This window comes from Roseibium sp., assembly GCF_965216085.1.
GTDB lineage: Bacteria > Pseudomonadota > Alphaproteobacteria > Rhizobiales > Stappiaceae > Roseibium.
In genome coordinates, this window is sequence record NZ_OZ244138.1 from 2,914,991 (window position 1) to 2,935,381 (window position 20,391).

Below are 20,391 nucleotides of genomic sequence, written 5' to 3' on the forward strand. Positions count from 1 at the left end.
GGAACTAACGAAAAGCCCCTCCGAAAGGTGGGGCTTTTTTTGGTTCAAAACCGACTGGTAAGGGGTGTGCCGTTAAACAGCAGAAAATTGGTCAAACTATTTCCGTATCTGCAGATGCTTAGAGCAAATTTATACGATAATATCGCGCTCGATAAGAGCGCACCGTGCGACCCAATTAGGTATTAAATCGCTATGACTTACAGGTATAGAGCGTTTTAAAATGCGGCAGATTACTGGAAAGAATAGGCCGCCGATACGGTGCACATGTAACGGTTTACGCGTTGATGCACATAAGGTTTCAGACAGCTTTGGCTCTAAGAAATCAACGTTCGCTGAGCGGGTCGCCGATTGCACGGGTCACAGGCTTAAGCAGATACTGCATCACGGACTTTGAACCGGTCACGATTTTAGCGTCCACGACCATACCGGGCGAGATGGTTTCGGCGCGGCTGCCCTCACCGATCTGATTGGTCGTCAGCGGCACCAAGGCCTTAAAATAATAGTCACCGTTCTCATCGCGGAAACTGGAGGCGGAAATCAAGGAGACGGCGCCGGTCAATGTCCCCTGAATGTTCGGATCAAAAGTGGTAATCGCGATTTCCGCTTCGTCTCCCACTTCAATATGACCGATATCGCGCGGCGAGATCTTCACTTCGGCAACAAGATCGCTGTCGGTCGGTACAATCTCCGCAACCACATCACCGGGGGCGAGAACGCTGCCCGGGCCTTTTAAAGACAACGCTTTGACATGGCCGCTGATTGGCGCACGGACGAACAACCGGTCAAACCGGTCACGCTGTTTTTCAGCCTCAAAGGTCAGCTCGTTGCGTTCTTGGACGATCTGACTGCGTTCTTCGGCCAACTCTTCTTCGGCCTTGGCAACAGATTGCGCCAGACTTGCTTCGGCCTCTGCAAGTTGGGCGCGGGTCCGTCCTTCGAAACCAACCAGTTCTGCCAACTCGCTTTGTGCTTCCTGCAGAGAAGATTTCGCATCCAGAAACCGGCGTTTTGACGTGTATCCCTGTTTGAACAGGGATTCCTGAATACTGAATTTTTCCTGTTCGATTTCCACCTGGGTCTTTTGAAGCGCAGTCCGGTCGACCACACTCACAAGTTCGGCCTGCTTCTCGCTGATCCGCGCTTTAAGAGCCTGTTGTTCCTGCTCAAAGGCACGTTGGCGCGCAACAAAAGCCGCCTGCTGGGCTTCGCTAAAATCAAGATTGCCGCCACTCAGGCTTTCTGCACCGCCACGGGACAAGCGCATTTCTTCGCGCGCTAGGAATTGCAAGCGCGTGTTGACCTTCTCCAGATCGCTGGATGTCGCCGTTTGCTGCAATCGGATGAGGGGATCGCCTTTTTCGACCAGCTCACCTTCCTGAACGAGGACTTCGGCGACAATCCCGCCCTCCAGGTGCCCAACAGTCTGCACCTTGCCGGCAGGAACGATCTCACCTGTTGCGTTGGCAACTTCCCGCACCTGACCAATGACAGCCCACGCCAAAAAGGCAGCCGCCCCAATGGACAGGATCCGCAGGACCCTAGAATAAGCGACCGGCGGCGGCCCCTCTTCCAATTCCAACGGCATATCCAGAGAGATATCTTCTGCTGACGCTTTCCGGCTGAACATGGTGTACTGGTTACTTGCCCAATTTAATCAAAAAAAGAATGTCCTATTAGTGTAAACATCATCTGAATCAACGGGCTGATTTTCCAAACATTTTAACGTTACTGGCGGCTGATATGTCAGAACAGTGGTCGATTGCGCCTTTACAGAATGTGGCGCCGGATAAAACATCATAATTTGATGTGGCCTTTGACCAGCCTGGCGTGCCATGCATAAATATCACGCAAGACCATAATATACTGATTTTAATGTGATGTTTCGGGAGGAATGCATGACGGAATCGCCTTCGGTGCTGTCAGAAATCAAAGATGGTGTTCAAACCATCACACTCAACCGGCCGGACCGGCTGAACGCCTTCAATGAAGACATGCATCTGGCCTTACGAGGGCATCTTGCCGCAGCCGCGGGGACGGCAGAGACCCGTGCCGTCCTTTTGACAGGCGCAGGTCGCGCGTTTTGCGCAGGCCAGGACCTTGCAGATGAACAGATGGATGCAGCCGATGCCCCGCCGGATCTTGGGTACACGCTCGAAACGTTTTACAATCCGCTGATCCGTCAAATCCGCGCCTTGAAGAAACCGGTGATTTGCGCGGTAAACGGCGTCGCAGCCGGAGCAGGTGCCAACATCGCCCTCGCCTGCGACATCGTCCTTGCTGCGCAATCCGCCAAATTCATCCAGGCCTTTTCCAAAATCGGCCTAATTCCTGACGCCGGGGGCAGCTGGCTTTTGCCAAGACTGATCGGGGAAGCCCGGGCGAAGGCCCTCGCCCTGACCGCAGAACCACTTCAAGCGCAATCAGCTGCTGATTGGGGCCTGATCTGGAAAGCCCTGCCCGATGACAATTTGATGGAGGAAGCGCAGACCCTTGCCGAGCAGCTTGCCGGCGGGGCTACCACCGGCCTTGCGCTGACGAAACGGCTGATGCAGGAGGCATCCGGTCAAAGTCTTGATGACCATTTGGACCGGGAACGCGACGCGCAACAGCAAGCCGGACGAACGAATGACTACCGTGAAGGTGTCGCCGCGTTCATGGAAAAACGGCCCGCGAGGTTTTCCGGCACATGACCCCCAAAGAGCTTGCCAAAGCCTGTGCACAGAAGATGTGGGCTCAGGATACAGCCTCCCAAGAGTTGGGAATGGTCCTCGATGAAGTGGATGCCGGTGAGGCTCGAATCTCCATGAGGGTGACAAAAACCATGGCCAACGGGCATGGCACATGTCATGGCGGCTATATTTTCACCCTCGCCGACAGTGCCTTTGCATTTGCCTGCAACACCTACAATCAGGTGACAGTTGCTCAACAGTGTTCTGTGACGTTCCTGGCTCCAGCTCATGTTGATGACCGGCTGACGGCAGAGGCGCGCGAACAATCCCGTTCAGGCCGGTCTGGGCTCTATGATGTCACCATCACCAATCAGCACGGCGATAAAATCGCTGAGTTCCGAGGAAATTCACGCACTACCAAAGGCACGATATTGCCCGTTTGAGGATTTCGCACTGGGTGTATCTTAGTTGCGGCTTGGGAGGATAGAATGGAAGATTTGGCGCCGAAACCCGGTGACTTGGATGCAATCGAAACGGCTTCACGTGATGAAATTGAAGCCTTGCAGCTCAAACGGCTCCAATGGTCATTGGCACATGCCTATGAGAACGTACCGCTGTTCAAAAAACGGTTTGATGCCAAGGGCGTACACCCCTCCGACCTGAAATCCTTGAAAGATCTGGCCCTGTTCCCGTTCACCGAGAAGACGGACTTACGCGATCACTATCCATTTGGCCTGTTTGCTGTCCCACGGGATCAGATTGTGCGCATTCATGCGTCTTCCGGCACCACCGGGAAACCGACGGTTGTCGGCTACACAGCGGACGATATTGAAATGTGGGCCGATCTGGTTGCCCGCTCCATCCGCGCCTCCGGCGGACGGGCCGGCGACATCGTGCACATTGCCTATGGCTACGGCCTATTTACCGGCGGCCTCGGCGCCCACTACGGCGCGGAGAAGATGGGTTGCACCGTTGTTCCGGTATCCGGTGGCATGACCGAACGCCAGGTCACTCTGATCCAGGATTTTAAACCCCGGATCATCATGGTGACCCCGTCTTATCTCTTATCCATCCTGGATGAATTCAAACGGATAGGGCTTGATCCACGCGAAACATCGCTTGCCTCTGGTATTTTTGGCGCCGAACCCTGGACCAACGCGATGCGCCAGGAAATCGAATCGGCCTTCGACATGCATGCGGTTGATATCTACGGACTTTCTGAAGTTCTAGGCCCGGGCGTTGCCAATGAATGTGTCGAAACGAAAGACGGCCTGCACATTTGGGAAGATCACTTTTATCCAGAAATCATCGATCCGGAGACCGGAGAGGTCCTTCCCGACGGAGAGATCGGTGAATTGGTTTTCACCACTTTGACCAAACAGGGCTTGCCGATGGTCCGCTACCGGACGCGCGACCTCACCTGTCTTCTTCCTGGTACGGCCCGCTCCATGCGCCGGATGGAAAAAGTGACCGGGCGCTCGGATGACATGATTATCCTGCGCGGCGTCAATGTATTTCCAACCCAGATCGAAGAGCAAATCCTGAAGTGCAGCGGCTTGTCTCCCCATTTCCAGATTGAACTGACCAAGGAAAACCGGCTCGACAGAATGACCGTGCATGTGGAAGCCGTTCCAGGCGCGGCAGATGCCGACGTGCGAACCGCATCCGCCAAGGAATTGGCACATCATATCAAAAGCGTGATTGGTGTGACGGCTGCTATCAATGTGACCGAACCGGAAGCCGTGGAACGCTCTATGGGCAAAGCCAAACGTGTTGTTGACAATCGCAGGGAATAACTGGGACTTCAGGCCAATTGCCGCAGCGCTGTGAACCGAACGTCTAGTGCATCGGGATGAGCGGCAAGCAATGCGCTGCGGCCCTGCAGAGTGTCCCCGATATAAGGATCTGCGGTTTCAGACAATTGCAGATAGGTCTTGGCGAAAAGACTGCGCGCCGGGTGCCCAGGCCAATCCTCCGGCAAGACCGAGGCCGGCAATTGCGGATCTTTCAATCGGATGGCCCGGTAGGCGTGAACTATCCCAAGCCGAAGCGTCAGGGCTTGCAGACCTTCGACGTTTTTCGCGTTCAGAGCTTCGAACCGCTGAATAAAATCCTTATAGGCCTGTGCCAGCCTCGCAAGATCAAACGCCCGGTTCAGCAGCGCCTGGGTGTCAGAATCTCTGCCGTGGTGCGGAACCGCCCGAAACAGTGCGCCGGTTGCTGTACGTCCCGGCCGGTCTACCCCAAGAAAGAGACTGTCTCCGACCGCGCCAAATCCCTGTTCTATGAGCCGGTCTTGCGCTGTCTTGTCGGGTTGAATCACCATCAAGAGCAGACATTCGCTGTCCGGCGGACCAAAAATCCGGTCCGCGGCTGCGTGAAAGTCGGAACGAGCTGAAGGTGTCAGGCTGTAGTAACTACGCCGCCCTTCCCGCTCGCCTTGGAGCTGATCCCGGCTTACCAATCGGGATACGGCGGTGCGCACCAGCGATTCATTGACGCCAAATTCTCCGCAGAGCGTGATCAGATCCCCAACCCACAGGCTGCCGCCGCGCGGCTCAACGATATCGCCATAAATGGTGACAATGAGAGGACCCGCTTTGGGCGGATAAGGCGACAGCAGAGACTTAAGGAAAATGTCTTGGGGAGTTTGCATACGTCAGCCGGTCAAGTGGTTCGCGGCACCATAATCGTACCGGTGCAATTATCCAAGGCATGTCGATTCCAGTCAAAAGACATGACTTGCGCGCCTGATCAGTCAACGTTATACCATTACATGTTACATTGTAACACACGCTCCCTAACCCTCCTGTCTGGATGTTTGATCTTTCCGCCATGCAAAACCGCACAAAAATACACTCTGCCCTTGCCGTGTCCGCCGTCCTCGCCAGCACCGCTTTGACAGCGCCAGCTTTTGCAGACTCGCCTAATGTCGTGACCACCATCAAACCGATCCATTCCATTGCAGCTGCTGTGATGGAGGGTGTTGGAACGCCGCATATTCTGATTGATGGCGCAGCATCCCCACATGGGTTCGCCTTAAAGCCGTCGCAAGCCTTCCTGCTTCAAGGGGCCGATGCGGTGTTCTGGGTTGGTCCGGAACTAACCCCATCTCTTGAAAAACCGATCAGCTCCATGGCGGCCAAGGCTGCTCGTGTTGAAATGATGGATGCGGACGGCATCGAGCATCTCGGCCTGCGCGATAACGATCAATTCGACAGTCATGATCACGGCGACCACGAAGATCATGATGAACACGGCCATGAAGATCATGAGGATCATGAAAAATCAGCCGAAAAACATGATCATGATGATGATCACGATCATGAAAAAGAACATGCTCACAAAGATGAGCACGATCACGACGATGATCATAAGGATGAGCATGCCGAAGGGCCTTCAGACGAAGATCACGACCATGACAAAGACCATGCGCATGATCATGACGACGACCACGAAAAAGAGCACGCGCATAAGGGCGAAGATCACGACCACGAAGAAGAACATGCGCACGATCACGACGATGATCACAAGGAAGAGCATGCCGAAGTGCACGACGATCACGGCCACGATCACGCCCATGGCGGCAAGGATCCGCACATCTGGTTGAACCCGGAAAACGGCATCAAAATTGCGCAAACAATGGCCGCGACTCTTTCCGAAATCGATCCAGACCATGCTGCGACCTACAAGGCAAACGCAGACAAATTTGAAGCCACCATCACCAGCCTAAACGCAGAAATCGCCGGTAAACTGGAGCCACTTAAAGGTGGCAAGTTTGTCGTCTTCCATGACGCCTATCACCATTTCGAACATCACTATGGTGTTGAAGCCAGCGGCGCGATTTCGGTGACACCGGAAGCCCTTGCCAGCGCCGACCGGGTATCTGAAATCCAAAACCGCGTCCGCTCTCAAAACATCACCTGCGTCTTCCAGGAACCTCAGTTCGATTCAAAATTGGTTTCTGTCGTCATTGAAGGCAGCGATGCAAAGGTTGGAACTTTGGACCCGCTCGGTACCGAGCTGGAAAATGGACCAGGCCTCTACCCGGCCCTGCTGACCAGCCTCGCAGTTTCCATCGCAGGCTGTTTAAAATCGTAAGGTGTTTTGATCTGTACCCGCTAGATCAGCGGCTGTTCAGGTGGAATCGCTTGAACAGCCAAAAGCTGATCGATTTTAAAGTGGTCGAGCATCTTGTCTGCGTTCACCTGAACGCAGGATGCTCTAGGCGAGCTGGCGGGTAGAAGACTGTTGAAGATTTCATCTGGAAGCCCTTGGTCCAGAACCTGCTGTGGGTTTCTTTGTCCGCCCGATCCAAGAAACTCCGGCATCGCAGCCGAAAGTGATTTTCAGAATGTCGCGATCTTCAGCAAAAAGCCCGCCGGTCTTACCGGCGGGCTTTTCCAATTTCCAGCAGGATTTTGGATCTTATGACGCCCGAGCTTTGGCGCGCAGCTGATCCGTTTTTTCAATCGCCTTCAAAAGGTACCGGTCGCGGTCATAAACATCGGTGTAGAAGCCAATGTTTCCGTCCGCTTCTGGCCAGGCTGTGAAATACGACACATAGACCGGGATATCGCCGGAGACTTTCTCTTGCTCGTTCTGGCCCGCGGCAATGCGCGATGTTACATAGTCTTTTGACTTTCCGAGAACCGCCGCGGCCATGCCTTTGGGATCATGCAAGCGGATACAGCCATGGCTGAAAGCACGCACGTCCTTCTTGAACAAGCTCTTGGACGGCGTGTCATGCATGTAGATGTGATGTTTGTTCGGGAAAAGAATCTTCACCTCGCCTAAGGCATTCGACCGGCCCGGATATTGGCGCACATTGATCGACTGCTGCTTGGCAGCCACAGCATACCAGTCGACCGAAGCTGAAGACACCTTCCGGCCCCCTGGTGTGGTGACTTCATAACCGGATTGGTCCAGATAGCTCGGATTTGCGGCCAGTTTCGGGATCATTTCGTTGACGATGATCGAATACGGCACACCCCAATAGGGGTTGTATTCAACGACCTCGATCTTGTCGTAGAAGAAGTTGGTCTGGTTCGATTTTTTGCCAACAACCACCCGCATCGACATTGGGTCTGAACCTGGTTCAAAATAGGTTGCGGTGAATGCGGCCTGGTTGATGAATACCTTGCGGGCGCCCAGCTCTTCTGGAATCCAGCGGCTGCGCTCCATCGCGAGCTTCACCTTGGCAATTTTGGCCGCATTAGTTTCGCCAACCATGGCTTTGATGGTGTTCTTGCCGACAATCCCATCCGGTGTCAGTTTGGCTTCCTTCTGGAACGCTTTGACCAGGGAAACCAGTTCCGGGGCATAAACATCGCTGCCGTCATAGGCCGCCAAAGTTTCAGCATGCGCCGTTTTCAATTCTTCGGACCCATGGCGTGCAATCGCTGCGACAATGTTTTTGGTTTCCGGGCTGGATTTGCCCGCTTTCAAAAACGTTCCCGGCGCGATGACGATCTGATCGGCTTCTTCGTCTTCAGCCTTGAGGCGTTTAAGTTCGGCCGTCAGCTTCTTGAAATGATCATTCTGTGGCTGGTGTGCTTCCAACGCGGTCGCCACATCATTCGATGCTGTGAAATCCTCCAAGGCGGCGACCAGATCAACCTCGTGGCGCGGCAGGTCGTGGTATTGCGAGATCCGGTTGGGATCAACACGGCCCCGGGTCGCATCCAGAACATAAGTGAGCGCCGCTGCACTCAGCTCCATCTCGAACCGCATGACGGCGGCATCAAGTTCGTCGCCTTCCAGCGCCGATGTAGCCGGCAAGGCCACCACATAATCTGCCGGGTTCAGAGCAAACTCGGCAGCATTGCGCAGAGCGCGGCGCATTTGCGCCGCTTTTGCGGTCGGTTTGCCGTCCTTGACCCAAACGAAATCCGGATGTTCGCGGTAAAAAGCGATCAACGCTTCGCCAACTTCCGGAAGCACGGTCAATTTCATGGTTTTCAGCGCCGGCCGGGATTCATCAAACGGTGTCAGCACGACCGGGATTGAGGTGCTGACATTTGCGTCACTGGTCGACGCTGTCGCCTCTTCCGCGGACTCGGCAACTGCTTCGGCTGTTTTCTTTTCCGACAACGGCGCCAGAGAGACGGCTTTGAGTTTATCAGGCGCATAAGTCAAATAGCGCGGAGCGGACACCCGAACCTTCACGGCCTTGCGCTGCAGCTCCCGCCGTTCACGTTCTTGCTGGCGGCGATGGAATTCAGGGTCAAACAGCCGCTGAAAAAAGCCCTGGGCTTGTGCTTCGGCCACCGGCAAGGCGAAAAAGCTTGTTGCCAGCACACTGGCCATTAGACCGGCCTTCAAACCAGCACTCAGTTTCTGGCTAACGGACACTGCTTCCTGGCCTTCCGAAACCTTGTTCGTTGGTTCCGCTCGTCCCATCGTGTTCACTCGCATTGTCAAAACCTGTATTTCAATATGTCTAACACAGTCCGGGAGTGCCCAATGCCCCGGTTTTATTCCCTGCCGTCATGAAGTCCGCCGGCCGGCTTCCATCACCAAACCTAACCGGCATTCAGCAACCCCAATAAGCCCTGCTCACGTGGAACAAGGCGATCAGAATCGCACAGCTTTCGGAATCAATACTACACCAAGCCCGTACGTAAGGTTAAGTGCACAGACTTGGTGCCAGTTTCCAAATCACGTCAGTGTGACGCATTTGCATGTTCTTCCGTGAGCCGCCCGTGATTTGAGCGGCTTAGGCAGATGATTTCACAAATTAAAACGGGATCTCGTCGTCCATCGGGCCAGCACCGCCGCCGCCGGACGGGCCACCAAAGCCACCACCGGATGAGCCGCCGCCGTATCCACCGCCGCCGCCGCCGCCACCAAAGCCGCCACCGCCAGAGGATCCGCCGCCAAAGCCGCCACCGCCCTGGTCATTGCCGTAATCTGGCAAACCACCAGGTTGGCCACCGCCCTCGCCGCGGCCATCCAGCATCGTCAAGTTGGAGTTGAAACCCTGCAGGACGACTTCGGTAGAATATCGATCCTGACCGGATTGGTCTTGCCACTTGCGGGTCTGCAGCTGGCCTTCCAGGTATACCTTGGAGCCCTTGCGCAGGTAATTCTCTGCGACCTTACACAGGCCTTCATTGAAGATTACCACCCGGTGCCATTCGGTTTTTTCACGGCGCTCGCCGGAATTGCGGTCCCGCCAGGATTCAGACGTGGCGATCCGCAGGTTAGCGATCGGACGGCCGTCCTGGGTGCGCCGGATTTCCGGATCCGCCCCAAGATTCCCGACCAAAATGACTTTGTTGACGCTTCCCGCCATGCTCAACTCCTGTTTATGTTCTTCCACCCGGCCCCGCCAAAGCAGCTGGATGGCATGGCACTCCGTTTAAAGCGCCCAATTCTAAAGTCCACACCCTAGCGATCAGATCGCACAAACGCCGCCTTTTTTGGCTAGCTCCCCCCATTTTCCACAGTGTTGACCTCTGCCGGACCATTAAGAGGTAAAAACCACGCAACAAAATGTGCCATTGCCACCAGTCTTGTTCCGCAATCCCGGCCTATCCACAACGGCCGCCAATCTGTACTTGTTTTGTTCTTATCATTTTTATACTCTTGATTCAATTCTCCTGCCAGGTTTGGCAGCAAACGGAATTTTGCAGAGACAGCCATCTGGAAGACGGGCTGGAAACTGCTATATCGGGTGCGAGCAGGACCGCGCCCGGGAGACATATAAAAAGCCCGGCCCGGGCTGTCTGCGCAAGATCAGGAAGACGACAATATGACGACCCCGAAGGCTTCTGACAGCGACGCCTGGAAAAAAGACCCGACGAAAGTTCTCAGTGTGCGCGGGGCCCGCGAACACAATCTGAAGAACGTCGACCTAGATTTACCGCGCAACAAGCTGATCGTCATGACCGGGCTGTCCGGGTCGGGAAAATCGTCTCTTGCTTTCGACACCATCTACGCAGAAGGCCAGCGCCGGTATGTTGAAAGCCTGTCCGCTTATGCCCGCCAGTTCCTGGAGATGATGCAGAAGCCGGATGTCGATCAGATCGACGGCTTGTCTCCGGCAATTTCCATTGAGCAGAAGACGACCTCCCGCAATCCGCGCTCTACCGTCGGCACGGTCACCGAAATCTATGACTATATGCGCCTGCTGTTTGCGCGGGTCGGCATTCCGTATTCCCCGGCGACCGGCTTGCCCATCGAAAGTCAGACGGTCAGTCAAATGGTCGACCGCGTCATGGATCTGGACGAAGGCAGCCGCTTGTATTTGCTGGCGCCGATGGTCCGCGGCCGAAAAGGCGAGTACCGCAAGGAACTGGCAGAGCTCATGAAAAAGGGCTTCCAGCGGGTTAAGATCGACGGAACCTTTTACGAAATTGCCGACGCTCCCGCCCTCGACAAGAAATTCAAACACGACATCGATGTGGTCGTGGACCGGATTGTCGTACGCGATGATATCGCCGGCCGCCTAGCCGATTCACTGGAAACAGCGCTGAAACTGGCCGATGGAATCGCAATCGCCGAATTTGCAGGAGAAACCGAAGAAAACGGCGATCCGAAACGGCTGATATTTTCGGAAAAATTCGCCTGCCCAGTCTCCGGTTTCACCATCCCGGAGATCGAACCGCGTCTGTTTTCGTTCAACAATCCGTTTGGCGCCTGTCCGACCTGCGATGGGCTGGGCACTACGCTCGCCTTTGAAGAAGATTTGGTCGTGCCCGACCATACCTTGTCTTTGCGCGAAGGCGCGGTGCTGCCCTGGGCGAAAACCGGCTCCACCTCACCCTATTACGCGCAGACTCTGGAAGCCCTGTGCCGCCATTTTGATGTGTCCACGGCGACACCCTGGAAGGATCTGGACGCGAAGGTCCAGGACGCGATCCTTCATGGCACCGGCAAGACAGACATTGAGTTTGTCTATGATGATGGTGTGCGCAGCTACCGGACAGAAAAGCCGTTTGAGGGCGTCATCGGCAACATCGAGCGGCGCTGGCGGGAAACCGAGTCCACCTGGGTGCGCGAAGAACTTGCCCGGTTCCAGTCCGACCACGCCTGCCCCGCTTGTCAGGGCTACCGTCTGAAACCGGAAGCGCTCGCTGTAAAGATCGCCGATCGGCATATCGGACACATCACGGAGCTTTCCATTCGCGACGCAGGCGCGTGGTTCGACCAGCTTCCGGCAAAGCTCAATGACAAACAGACGGAAATCGCCGGACGGATCCTGAAGGAAATCCGCGAACGGCTGAAATTTCTCAACGATGTCGGTCTGGAATATCTCTCCATGGCGCGTTCGTCCGGCACCTTGTCGGGCGGTGAAAGCCAGCGGATCCGCCTTGCGTCGCAGATCGGTTCCGGCCTCACCGGTGTTTTGTATGTATTGGACGAGCCGTCCATCGGCCTGCATCAACGCGATAATGCCCGACTTCTGGAAACCCTCCGCCATTTGCGCGACCTCGGCAACACGGTGATTGTCGTTGAACACGACGAGGATGCGGTTCTGACCGCAGACTATGTTGTTGATGTCGGACCAGGCGCCGGTGTGCACGGCGGCCAGGTGGTTGCCCATGGCTCCCCGCAAGATGTTATGGCCAACGGCAACTCCTTGACCGGACAGTATCTCTCCGGCGCCAAGATGATTCCGCTGCCGATGGAACGGCGCAAAATCGACAAGAAACGCAAGATCTCTGTCAAAGGCGCGCGCGGCAACAACCTCAAGGATGTTGATGTCGACGTTCCGCTGAGCACATTTACCTGCGTGACCGGCGTTTCGGGTGGCGGCAAATCCACCTTCCTGATTGATACGCTTTATAAGTCGGCTGCCCGGCGGTTGAACGGCGCTCGAGACAACCCGGCGCCGCACGACCGCATCGAAGGCCTGGAGGTGCTCGACAAGGTGATCGATATCGATCAATCACCGATCGGCCGGACGCCGCGCTCCAACCCGGCCACCTACACCGGCGCCTTTACGCCGATCCGCGAATGGTTCGCCGGCATGCCGGAGGCCAAGGCGCGTGGCTATCAGCCGGGCCGGTTCTCGTTCAACGTCAAAGGCGGACGCTGCGAGGCCTGCCAGGGCGACGGTGTGATCAAGATCGAGATGCACTTCCTGCCCGATGTTTATGTCACTTGCGATGTCTGCAAGGGCAAACGCTACAACCGCGAGACCCTGGAAGTCGAGTTCAAGGGCAAATCAATTGCCGATGTTCTCGATATGACTGTTGAAGAGGCGGCGGACTTCTTCTCAGCGGTCCCCGCTGTCCGCGACAAGATGGAAACGCTGGCGCGGGTCGGGCTCGGCTATATCAAGGTCGGCCAGCAAGCGACCACGCTGTCGGGCGGTGAAGCGCAGCGGGTTAAGCTCGCCAAAGAACTCTCCAAGCGCTCCACCGGCCGCACGCTCTACATTCTGGATGAACCGACCACGGGCCTACACTTCCATGATGTTGCCAAACTGCTCGATGTTCTTCACGAACTTGTCGATCAGGGCAACACCGTGCTGGTGATTGAACACAATCTGGAAGTCATCAAAACCGCCGACTGGATCATTGATCTCGGACCAGAAGGCGGCGACGGAGGCGGTACAATTGTTGGCGCCGGACGGCCGGAGGACGTAGCGTCCATCAAGGAGAGTTACACCGGACAATTCCTCGCTGAGCTGCTGCAGCGGCGTCCACAGCAGACACCGGACGCAGCGGAATAACATCAGAATGCTGCGGCGCCGCATCGCTCCGCAGCATATTTATATATCTTTCTGTTTTGTATTGATTTTTCCGTATTTCAAAACGATTTAATTGATTCGTTTTTTCGCATTGCACAAAACGCATGACAGGCATGCAGAGACAGCACTTCTTTAATTTCGGGTGATGAATTATATCAATACTCAACAACGACGCAGCGGGGCGCTTTTAGCGGCCTCGCCAAGAAGGAAAAACAAAATGTTCGACACTGTTGTGCGCAAATACAACAACTGGAAAAGCTACCGCCGTGCGGTGGATGAGCTTTCCGCCCTGTCCAGCCGTGAGCTGCAGGATCTCGGCATCAGCCGCGGCGACATCAAATTTGTAGCCCGCCGCAGCTTCGAAGGCTGAACATAAAAGATTAGAGATCGCGTCCCGAGGCATCCTCCTCCCAGCCAACGGACGTGTGACACGCAGGGCATCCTCCTCCCAGCCCTGTCACGTCGAAACAACGCCTGCCAGCACCTCCTCCCGCTGGCAGGCGTTTGTTCGTTTAGTGTCCCGTTTTCTATTAAGAAGCGCTCCCTGAAGAGTATGATTCACCTATCGCCGATTAATTCCAAGAATTCGGCAAGTGAAAATCGATTCCAATTAATCGCGATCTCATCTGTGTCCAGATAAGCTGTGCTTCCCATCGCCCGGACACGAAACAAGGCTCGGGCGCACTTGGAAAACTCACGATCCCCAAAAGCTACAACTTGCGTTTAGCTGGCGTCCTCCACACCAGCGAGACAATGCTTTTGCATTGTTACATTGCAGGTTAGAGCCCCGAGCGTAAACTTGGAAACGTTTGACAATTCCAATCAAGCAATCAACGGCAGCGCGCCGCCCCACTCAAGGTTGATGCACTTTTCGCTGCTCAACCGCACCTCCTCGAACTGGCGCGGATCTAGGCAGTTTTATGCTGTTAACGCCTTATAAACTTGCATTTTTTGCATATCTGCATCGCGTTTTCCCATCTACCTCGCGCCGCACAAGACGCCTATATCCCTGCCTGTAACGAGATGAACGGGCCAGACGCCGATCCGCGGTGCCATGGCCATGAGATATAAAGGCCAGAGCCATGATCGATATCGTACGGAAATTCAACAACTGGAAAAGCTACCGCCGGACCTACGACGAGCTGTCCAACCTGACCAACCGCGAGTTGGACGATCTGGGCATCGCCCGCACAGAGATCGCACGTTTCGCCCGCGAAGCAATTAAATAATACCCCTTAACGGCCAAAGGCATCCTCCTCCCAGCCAATGGCCGTTATCCTCTGCGCCTTAAACGCAGAGCTTCAAAAAAACGCTTGCCGGATCCTCCTCCCACCGGCAGGCGTTTTTTCTTTTCAGCTCCCTAGACGACTGCCCTCTTCCATCCATTTCGCCAAGGGCATGATATCCGGCTTTGCGCCATTTGCGCGGACCCAGGAATCAATGGCGTACGCAGTCCCGGTTTTTTTCTCCGTGACGGTTGCTGTTGCATGCGGATACCGGCCATCGAGCAGAAAGCCGCGTGCGACGGGAGAACTGACCTTATGGTGTTTCAAAAACCCATTCTTTTCGGCGATTAGCAGAAGCGACGTGGTGTTGGTACTTTCATCGATGCAGTCCATCTGCCCCGGTTTTCTGGAGTTCTCAGCATCAAAGCCGCCGACATCGTTCTGCGAGCCGACTTGGGCCGCAACCCGTCTTTCCTGCCATTGAACGGCTTTTCCGATTGCTTTCCGTTCTGCTGCAGGAGATGACCTGCCGGACGCAAGAATACTGCGGATCCTGTTCAAGTCTTTGCGGGAGTAATTTATTGGGGTCTTATAGGTGCAGCCGAAGCCATGACAGATGTACACTTTGGCATTTTGGGGAGCGACACCATCCTGATTGCCATACCAGCCACGGGCATCTGAGGTCGATTGCCCCGCGCAACCGCAAAGCGCCAACAATCCAATCAGTGCAAATAGGCGCAGGCCCAATTGTTCCGTCCCCATTATCCCCCCAATGGCAAAACGACTCACTTCAGGTGACGTAGTGTAACCTTGGGTCAACGTCCGTTGATATGATTCAATTTTCAAAAACAACGACAGTTGGAAGTTGCGCCTTCCTTCTAGCAGCTTGTCTGAATTCGGCCGCCACGTTGAATCATGCAGCATTAGCTACACGGCTACTCGTTCGCGCCGATTGAGGAATTGCCTGTCAGTTCTTAAACCGGCGTTTACAACTATAGCGGTAGCTCTGATAACCTATTCCTAAACGCAGTTTCCTCCGGAGCCCTCAAATGTTCAACAGACTGCTTCGCCAGAGCTCTACAATTTGGAGCAATCAGTGGGTCTCTCTACTGAGTTGTGGACGAAACTGGATGTTATTGTCACTAGTCTTTACATTGGTAGTTTTTATTACCGGTGGTGGCATTTTCGTCTTGGTGTGGCTCCTAATTCATGTGTTTAGTTTCGCGATGATCCAGGCCGATTGTTACCGTCAAATTCTGCACAAGCCGGCTACGAATCCTGGCGCTACTATCCAGCCTCGACGAAAATTATTATGGCAGTGGACAAAGCACTTTCTGTTGTCCGGACTGGTATTGTTTGGCCTCATTGTGACGGCGGTAGCCATTGCCGATGGATTACTCGATTTCAGCAAAAACGCATCCGTAGCACTATCGCTTATTCCGGCAATTCTTGTAATGCCTGTTTTGATGCGCCTTGCTCTGGTGTTACCAGCCTGGAGCGGCGGTGAGACCTTTACCTATGTTGATGCTTGGGAGGTAAGTGACGATCTTGGATGGCCGATGGCCATCATCACCAGTATTGTTTTGTTTTTATTGGTTGCGGCGACGTTTGCCTGCTTGGTGGTCTTGGCTGCGATTGGTCTAAACCGTAGCAGCGCATTCGGTTTCATAGGATTCTTGGGTTTGGAAACCATCCTGTTCGGCTTGGCCTATGCAAATGCTATTGTTTTGTCTGTGGGCTACCAATTCGCAAAAGCCCGCTGGTTTGCGAAACAACCGAAAGCCGAAAACCTTAAAACGATGTGAGATTGACCGTACTCATCACACTACAAACAGAGCCGGACATAGAGCCCGGCGCAACGTAGCCATTTCTTGGAAGACATCCTCCCATTGCTAAGATGTGTCAAGGACTGTATTCAGGGCGCAAATAAGCGGTACTTGAGACTGGCTGCCAGCCATAGATTTTCCGGCGCGGTCCACCTAAGAGCCGAAACAGATAATTCCGAAGGATGAGACCATGTCCCCCCTCCATGTCATTGGCGGCGGCCTTGCCGGTTCCGAAGCTGCCTGGCAAATCGCCGAAGCCGGTTTTGATGTCGTGCTGCATGAGATGCGGCCGGTCCGCAAAACCGATGCACATCAGACAGATGGCCTGGCCGAGCTTGTCTGTTCCAATTCGTTCCGCTCCGATGATTCAGAGCAAAACGCCGTCGGACTGATCCACCACGAACTCCGCCAGCTCGGCTCCTTGATTATGGCGTCCGCAGATGCTCATCAAGTTCCGGCCGGAAGTGCGCTCGCCGTCGACCGGCATGGATTTTCCGGCGCAGTCACCAAGGCATTGGAAGACCATCCAAGGATCACCATTTCCCGCGAAGAAGTCGCCGGTCTGCCGCCTGAGGACTGGGAGAAGGTCATCATTGCAACGGGTCCGCTGACGTCTCCGGCACTCTCCGAAGCAGTTCTTGCCAAAAGCGGCGAAGATGCCCTGGCGTTTTTTGATGCCATTGCGCCCATCGTCCACTTTGAATCCGTCGACCTCGACAAGGCCTGGTTCCAATCCCGGTATGACAAGGTCGGACCCGGCGGCACCGGTAAGGACTATCTCAACTGCCCGATGGACAAGGAGCAATATGAGGCCTTTATCGACGCTCTTCTGGAAGGCGAGTCGACCGATTTCAAAGAATGGGAAGAAAACACGCCGTATTTCGATGGCTGTTTGCCGATCGAGGTGATGGCCTCCCGCGGCCGGGAAACCCTGCGCCATGGCCCGATGAAACCAATGGGCCTGACCAATGCGCACAATCCGGACGTCAAACCTTATGCAGTGGTTCAGCTGCGCCAGGACAATGCGCTGGGTACGCTCTACAACATGGTCGGTTTCCAGACGAAGCTGAAATACGGCGCCCAAGGCGACATTTTCAAGATGATCCCGGGTTTGGAAAATGCACAATTCGCCCGGCTCGGCGGCCTGCACCGCAACACCTTCCTAAATTCACCGATAGTCCTGGATGAATCGCTCCGCCTAAAAGCCGATCCGCGCCTGCGCTTTGCGGGGCAGATCACCGGCTGCGAAGGCTATGTGGAATCCGCCAGTGTTGGCTGCATGGCCGGGTTGTTCGCGGTCATGGAACTAAAAGGACAAGATATTATCGCGCCACCAGATACCACTGCCATGGGCGCTCTTCTTGGTCATATCACCCAGGGTCACATCAGCCGCGATGACGGTGCAGGCAAACCCCGCTCCTTCCAGCCGATGAACGTCAACTTCGGCCTGTTCCCGCCGGTTGAAGCACCGACCAAGGACGCCGATGGCAAGCGTATCAAGGGCAAGGAAAAAACCAAAGCTAAGAAGCTCGCCATGACAGAGCGGGCCAAGGCTGATTTCAAAGATTGGCAATCCCGCATCGGCGCAGTACGCGTTGCAGCCGAGTGATTTCTAAGAGGAAAACAGCTGAGCTCCCGATCTTGTTCGCTACTGCTAGAGTCAGCATTTAGGCATTCCGCCGACCAAAGGTTGGCTTTAGCCATCCTCACAGATAAGGCGTGGATATTACATAGCCATGAAAGAACATTGCCAAAACGTACATGTGAGAAAAGATGGTTGCGTTTCCAGAGAGAACTATTCGCGTGCCTTTATGTCAGATACTAAATGGCGCCTGCTAATACAAACACTTGCTCAGCATGGTGTGACACAAACCATAGTCATCGTAAAATTTATTGATGTAGACCAGCCTAAGGAAATATCATTTCCTCCAAGCCTCTATTGCCCGACTTCATGGATGGATACATTTCAGTTTGGACCTGTCGAACTCTGTTCAATCGAATGGATGAAGTTTGACTGCGATGTCAGCGAACCACTTATTAAAACCGGCAAGAAATTTCCCATTGAAGTTATTGATGGCGAAACAATAGTTACTGGATATCTTCGGTAGGTTCCCGTATTTCAAAGCCTAGCTGGACTGACTACCTCCTACCCACGTACCAGTCCAAGGCCAGTCGCTCTGTCTGCTGAACGAAGCGGTCCTTGCCGGAGACATAACTGTCCCAGTCTCCGCCATCGATTCTGGAAAGCTTACGTTTCAGGTTACCATATTCAACAGCTGCCTCAGGATGCGCGATCAGATAGTCCCGGAAAGCCAGATGCCGCGTGAGATGATCGGAACCTGATAAAAATAAATGAAGGTGGTGAGTTCTGCGCCGCTCTGAATTGAATTTCCGGTAATAACGGCGGCTTGGAATGCCATAGGCGTCCATCACCTCATAGCCCAAAAACTGCATTTCGCGGTTCATGGCATCGCAGGCTTCGAGCGAGTTTACTTCACCCATCAGATCGATAATCGGCTTGGCCACCAGGCCCGGCACCGCGGTGCTGCCGATGTGATGGATCGCAACCAGGTTCGGTCCCAGAACCTGGGAAATCCTAGCAGCTTCATCTTGGAACTGGTCCGCCCAAACGGTTTGGTAGTCGGTAAGCTCAACCATGGCTCACTCTTAAAGGGACGGTCTTAACATCTAAATAGCGGAAAAAGATTTGTTGCTGGTGCGCCACAAAATCCACTGTCGGCGAAGCTGTGAAAGATCCACTGACTGTTTAAGCAGATCAAATCCTGGTGTTTCCATCTTCTTCAAGAAGGGTTCAACCAGGGCCAGCGGCAAAAAGGCGTTCCGGCAAGGTTTCGGTACGTCGTCCACCGCTTGCCGGACGCGCTCGAGATGATGACGGATATGACCGCGCATTTCCGTCAAGGCCGCGCCGAGTTCTGCCGTCATCTGGCCCTTGAAGATGGACTGCGGATCCACTCCATGGCGATCTAGGAGATCCTTAGGTAGATAGAGTTGTTGCCGTGTCGCATGCCACGGCAGAGCACGCAGAAGTCCCGTCATGCCATAGGCAACGCCAGCGTGCCCCGCAGCGGTCGCAACTTTCGGCTCCTCACCATTATTCAAGACATAACAGGCCAGCTGGATCAAACCGGAGACCGTTTCCCCGGTGTAGCCTTCCAGATCGTTGAGGCTTGGCATGGGATCATTATAGAGGTCAAAGATCCGCGCCTCGGTCATAGCGATCAAGCCATGTTTTGGCAGCTTGTAAGTCTCAATGGTTTGAAGCAACGCGTTAGCGACCGGGTTGGAGGCAACCGCCCCATGTTCGGTTCCTTCCAGGAGATCGCGCCACCATTGCAGGCGGACTTCTCCCGGCAACGGCTCCGACACGCTTTCCCGGACACGGGCTATTTCCACATTGAAGGCATAAAGTGCCATCAGGCCGGGCCGGTGTGCCTCAGGAGCCAGTAAGGCGCTTAAGTAGCGGTCCTTGTCATACTGACGCACGACCTCTACGGCGTGATCGAAGTCCTTGTCCATGTCCGCCTATATGGCTTTTGAGGAAGGTTAGTCCACAGCGAGCAGCGCTGCCGCGACCGCCCGTTCTTCGGAAAGAAGAACGTTGTAGGTGCGCACCGCAGCGCCAGTGGACATGGGATCGGCCAAGATCCCGGCTTCGCGGAACATGGCTTTCAAGTCTGCCGGGAGCGGCAGCAAGTCCGGACCGGTGCCAACCAGGAGAACTTCGATATCGTCCTGTTCTTCCAGAACCTTTTCAAAGGCTTCTTGGCTGAATTCGGATGGTTTTTTCAAGTTCCAACCGTAGATGCCGCTTGGCACGCACAATAGAGATCCGCGATGCGACATCTCCGCAAAGCGGAACCCGCCGTCGCCATAAGCGTCCAGCGGAGCCCGCCCCGGGTAATGGGCATCGCGAATTTCAAGTCCCTTCACGGTCAGACCTTTCA

18 protein-coding genes are annotated in these 20,391 nt (G+C 54.7%); 10 read left to right on the forward strand and 8 right to left on the reverse strand.

All coding sequences use genetic code 11. The features are described 5' to 3' along the window. Positions 1 to 322: 322 nt before the first annotated feature. Positions 323 to 1,627: an HlyD family type I secretion periplasmic adaptor subunit gene (locus tag ACOOFE_RS13755; RefSeq protein WP_420415447.1), complete on the reverse strand. Its 1,305-nt coding sequence runs from the start codon at positions 1,625 to 1,627 to the stop codon at positions 323 to 325. A 268-nt stretch (positions 1,628 to 1,895) separates the two neighbouring features. Here ACOOFE_RS13755 and paaG point away from each other — a divergent pair, with 268 nt between their 5' ends. The 3 genes from paaG to paaK are packed head-to-tail and all read left to right on the forward strand — an operon-like array spanning position 1,896 to position 4,465. Next, on the forward strand, positions 1,896 to 2,690 hold the full coding sequence (gene paaG / locus ACOOFE_RS13760; RefSeq protein ID WP_420415448.1) for a 2-(1,2-epoxy-1,2-dihydrophenyl)acetyl-CoA isomerase PaaG: 795 nt from the start codon (positions 1,896 to 1,898) through the stop codon (positions 2,688 to 2,690). After that, on the forward strand, positions 2,687 to 3,112 hold the full coding sequence (paaI, locus tag ACOOFE_RS13765) for a hydroxyphenylacetyl-CoA thioesterase PaaI (protein ID WP_420415449.1): 426 nt from the start codon (positions 2,687 to 2,689) through the stop codon (positions 3,110 to 3,112). Before paaG ends, paaI begins: the two co-directional genes overlap by 4 nt. A 45-nt stretch (positions 3,113 to 3,157) precedes the next feature. Next, entirely contained in the window at positions 3,158 to 4,465 is a 1,308-nt protein-coding gene (gene paaK / locus ACOOFE_RS13770) for a phenylacetate--CoA ligase PaaK (protein WP_420415450.1), read from the forward strand. An 8-nt stretch (positions 4,466 to 4,473) separates the two neighbouring features. On the opposite strand, the gene ACOOFE_RS13775 is transcribed toward paaK, so the two are convergent. Beyond that, the gene (locus tag ACOOFE_RS13775) at positions 4,474 to 5,325 is read right to left on the reverse strand and encodes a PaaX family transcriptional regulator C-terminal domain-containing protein (RefSeq protein ID WP_420415451.1); all 852 of its coding nucleotides are present in this window, start codon (positions 5,323 to 5,325) and stop codon (positions 4,474 to 4,476) included. 179 nt (positions 5,326 to 5,504) lie between these two features. Between ACOOFE_RS13775 and ACOOFE_RS13780 the strand changes: the two genes are divergently transcribed. Then, positions 5,505 to 6,770: a zinc ABC transporter substrate-binding protein gene (locus ACOOFE_RS13780; RefSeq protein WP_420415452.1), complete on the forward strand. Its 1,266-nt coding sequence runs from the start codon at positions 5,505 to 5,507 to the stop codon at positions 6,768 to 6,770. Positions 6,771 to 7,097: 327 nt separating this feature from the next. On the opposite strand, the gene ACOOFE_RS13785 is transcribed toward ACOOFE_RS13780, so the two are convergent. Both ACOOFE_RS13785 and ACOOFE_RS13790 read right to left on the reverse strand, forming a co-directional pair. Beyond that, positions 7,098 to 9,071 (reverse strand): L,D-transpeptidase family protein, encoded by a 1,974-nt coding sequence (locus ACOOFE_RS13785; RefSeq protein WP_420415453.1) that lies wholly within the window; start codon positions 9,069 to 9,071, stop codon positions 7,098 to 7,100. A gap of 337 nt (positions 9,072 to 9,408) precedes the next feature. Further along, positions 9,409 to 9,966, reverse strand: coding sequence for a single-stranded DNA-binding protein (locus tag ACOOFE_RS13790; protein ID WP_420415454.1), 558 nt, complete (start codon positions 9,964 to 9,966; stop codon positions 9,409 to 9,411). Positions 9,967 to 10,425: 459 nt separating this feature from the next. Here ACOOFE_RS13790 and uvrA point away from each other — a divergent pair, with 459 nt between their 5' ends. The 3 genes from uvrA to ACOOFE_RS13805 all read left to right on the forward strand — a co-directional run bounded on the left by uvrA (position 10,426) and on the right by ACOOFE_RS13805 (position 14,600). Continuing rightward, on the forward strand, positions 10,426 to 13,353 hold the full coding sequence (uvrA, locus tag ACOOFE_RS13795; protein WP_420415455.1) for an excinuclease ABC subunit UvrA: 2,928 nt from the start codon (positions 10,426 to 10,428) through the stop codon (positions 13,351 to 13,353). A 235-nt stretch (positions 13,354 to 13,588) separates the two neighbouring features. Further along, complete coding sequence (locus tag ACOOFE_RS13800) at positions 13,589 to 13,741, forward strand: DUF1127 domain-containing protein (RefSeq protein WP_141186862.1); 153 nt, start codon at positions 13,589 to 13,591, stop codon at positions 13,739 to 13,741. A gap of 712 nt (positions 13,742 to 14,453) precedes the next feature. Further along, on the forward strand, positions 14,454 to 14,600 hold the full coding sequence (locus tag ACOOFE_RS13805; RefSeq protein ID WP_247653682.1) for a DUF1127 domain-containing protein: 147 nt from the start codon (positions 14,454 to 14,456) through the stop codon (positions 14,598 to 14,600). A gap of 123 nt (positions 14,601 to 14,723) precedes the next feature. Here the strand turns inward: ACOOFE_RS13805 and ACOOFE_RS13810 are convergent, their stop codons facing one another. After that, positions 14,724 to 15,359, reverse strand: coding sequence for a hypothetical protein (locus tag ACOOFE_RS13810; RefSeq protein ID WP_420415456.1), 636 nt, complete (start codon positions 15,357 to 15,359; stop codon positions 14,724 to 14,726). A 368-nt stretch (positions 15,360 to 15,727) separates the two neighbouring features. Here ACOOFE_RS13810 and ACOOFE_RS13815 point away from each other — a divergent pair, with 368 nt between their 5' ends. From ACOOFE_RS13815 to ACOOFE_RS13825, 3 genes are all read left to right on the forward strand, one after another. Continuing rightward, positions 15,728 to 16,402 (forward strand): hypothetical protein, encoded by a 675-nt coding sequence (locus tag ACOOFE_RS13815; RefSeq protein WP_420415457.1) that lies wholly within the window; start codon positions 15,728 to 15,730, stop codon positions 16,400 to 16,402. Positions 16,403 to 16,613: 211 nt separating this feature from the next. Beyond that, positions 16,614 to 18,032, forward strand: coding sequence for a methylenetetrahydrofolate--tRNA-(uracil(54)-C(5))-methyltransferase (FADH(2)-oxidizing) TrmFO (gene trmFO, locus ACOOFE_RS13820; protein WP_420415458.1), 1,419 nt, complete (start codon positions 16,614 to 16,616; stop codon positions 18,030 to 18,032). A gap of 127 nt (positions 18,033 to 18,159) precedes the next feature. Further along, positions 18,160 to 18,531 carry a DUF6678 family protein gene (locus tag ACOOFE_RS13825; RefSeq protein ID WP_420415459.1) on the forward strand — a complete coding sequence of 124 codons (372 nt, stop codon included), beginning with the start codon at positions 18,160 to 18,162 and terminating at the stop codon, positions 18,529 to 18,531. A 31-nt stretch (positions 18,532 to 18,562) separates the two neighbouring features. Here the strand turns inward: ACOOFE_RS13825 and ACOOFE_RS13830 are convergent, their stop codons facing one another. The 3 genes from ACOOFE_RS13830 to ACOOFE_RS13840 are packed head-to-tail and all read right to left on the reverse strand — an operon-like array spanning position 18,563 to position 20,383. Further along, positions 18,563 to 19,081, reverse strand: coding sequence for a GrpB family protein (locus ACOOFE_RS13830; RefSeq protein ID WP_420415460.1), 519 nt, complete (start codon positions 19,079 to 19,081; stop codon positions 18,563 to 18,565). 30 nt (positions 19,082 to 19,111) lie between these two features. Next, positions 19,112 to 19,963, reverse strand: coding sequence for a phytoene/squalene synthase family protein (locus ACOOFE_RS13835; RefSeq protein ID WP_420415461.1), 852 nt, complete (start codon positions 19,961 to 19,963; stop codon positions 19,112 to 19,114). A 27-nt stretch (positions 19,964 to 19,990) separates the two neighbouring features. Then, a complete protein-coding gene (locus ACOOFE_RS13840; RefSeq protein ID WP_420415577.1) occupies positions 19,991 to 20,383 on the reverse strand; it encodes an Mth938-like domain-containing protein in 393 nt (130 codons plus the stop codon). Between the last annotated feature and the right edge of the window lie 8 nt (positions 20,384 to 20,391).

Excerpts from the sequence above, each read along its gene's own strand:
- ACOOFE_RS13755 (WP_420415447.1), bottom strand. The coding sequence starts at position 1,627 with ATGTTCAGCCGGAAAGCGTCAGCAGAAGATATCTCTCTGGATATGCCG.
- paaG (WP_420415448.1), top strand. The coding sequence starts at position 1,896 with ATGACGGAATCGCCTTCGGTGCTGTCAGAAATCAAAGATGGTGTTCAA.
- paaI (WP_420415449.1), top strand. The coding sequence starts at position 2,687 with ATGACCCCCAAAGAGCTTGCCAAAGCCTGTGCACAGAAGATGTGGGCT.
- paaK (WP_420415450.1), top strand. The coding sequence starts at position 3,158 with ATGGAAGATTTGGCGCCGAAACCCGGTGACTTGGATGCAATCGAAACG.
- ACOOFE_RS13775 (WP_420415451.1), bottom strand. The coding sequence starts at position 5,325 with ATGCAAACTCCCCAAGACATTTTCCTTAAGTCTCTGCTGTCGCCTTAT.
- ACOOFE_RS13780 (WP_420415452.1), top strand. The coding sequence starts at position 5,505 with ATGCAAAACCGCACAAAAATACACTCTGCCCTTGCCGTGTCCGCCGTC.
- ACOOFE_RS13785 (WP_420415453.1), bottom strand. The coding sequence starts at position 9,071 with ATGGGACGAGCGGAACCAACGAACAAGGTTTCGGAAGGCCAGGAAGCA.
- ACOOFE_RS13790 (WP_420415454.1), bottom strand. The coding sequence starts at position 9,966 with ATGGCGGGAAGCGTCAACAAAGTCATTTTGGTCGGGAATCTTGGGGCG.
- uvrA (WP_420415455.1), top strand. The coding sequence starts at position 10,426 with ATGACGACCCCGAAGGCTTCTGACAGCGACGCCTGGAAAAAAGACCCG.
- ACOOFE_RS13800 (WP_141186862.1), top strand. The coding sequence starts at position 13,589 with ATGTTCGACACTGTTGTGCGCAAATACAACAACTGGAAAAGCTACCGC.
- ACOOFE_RS13805 (WP_247653682.1), top strand. The coding sequence starts at position 14,454 with ATGATCGATATCGTACGGAAATTCAACAACTGGAAAAGCTACCGCCGG.
- ACOOFE_RS13810 (WP_420415456.1), bottom strand. The coding sequence starts at position 15,359 with ATGGGGACGGAACAATTGGGCCTGCGCCTATTTGCACTGATTGGATTG.
- ACOOFE_RS13815 (WP_420415457.1), top strand. The coding sequence starts at position 15,728 with ATGTTATTGTCACTAGTCTTTACATTGGTAGTTTTTATTACCGGTGGT.
- trmFO (WP_420415458.1), top strand. The coding sequence starts at position 16,614 with ATGTCCCCCCTCCATGTCATTGGCGGCGGCCTTGCCGGTTCCGAAGCT.
- ACOOFE_RS13825 (WP_420415459.1), top strand. The coding sequence starts at position 18,160 with ATGAAAGAACATTGCCAAAACGTACATGTGAGAAAAGATGGTTGCGTT.
- ACOOFE_RS13830 (WP_420415460.1), bottom strand. The coding sequence starts at position 19,081 with ATGGTTGAGCTTACCGACTACCAAACCGTTTGGGCGGACCAGTTCCAA.
- ACOOFE_RS13835 (WP_420415461.1), bottom strand. The coding sequence starts at position 19,963 with ATGGACAAGGACTTCGATCACGCCGTAGAGGTCGTGCGTCAGTATGAC.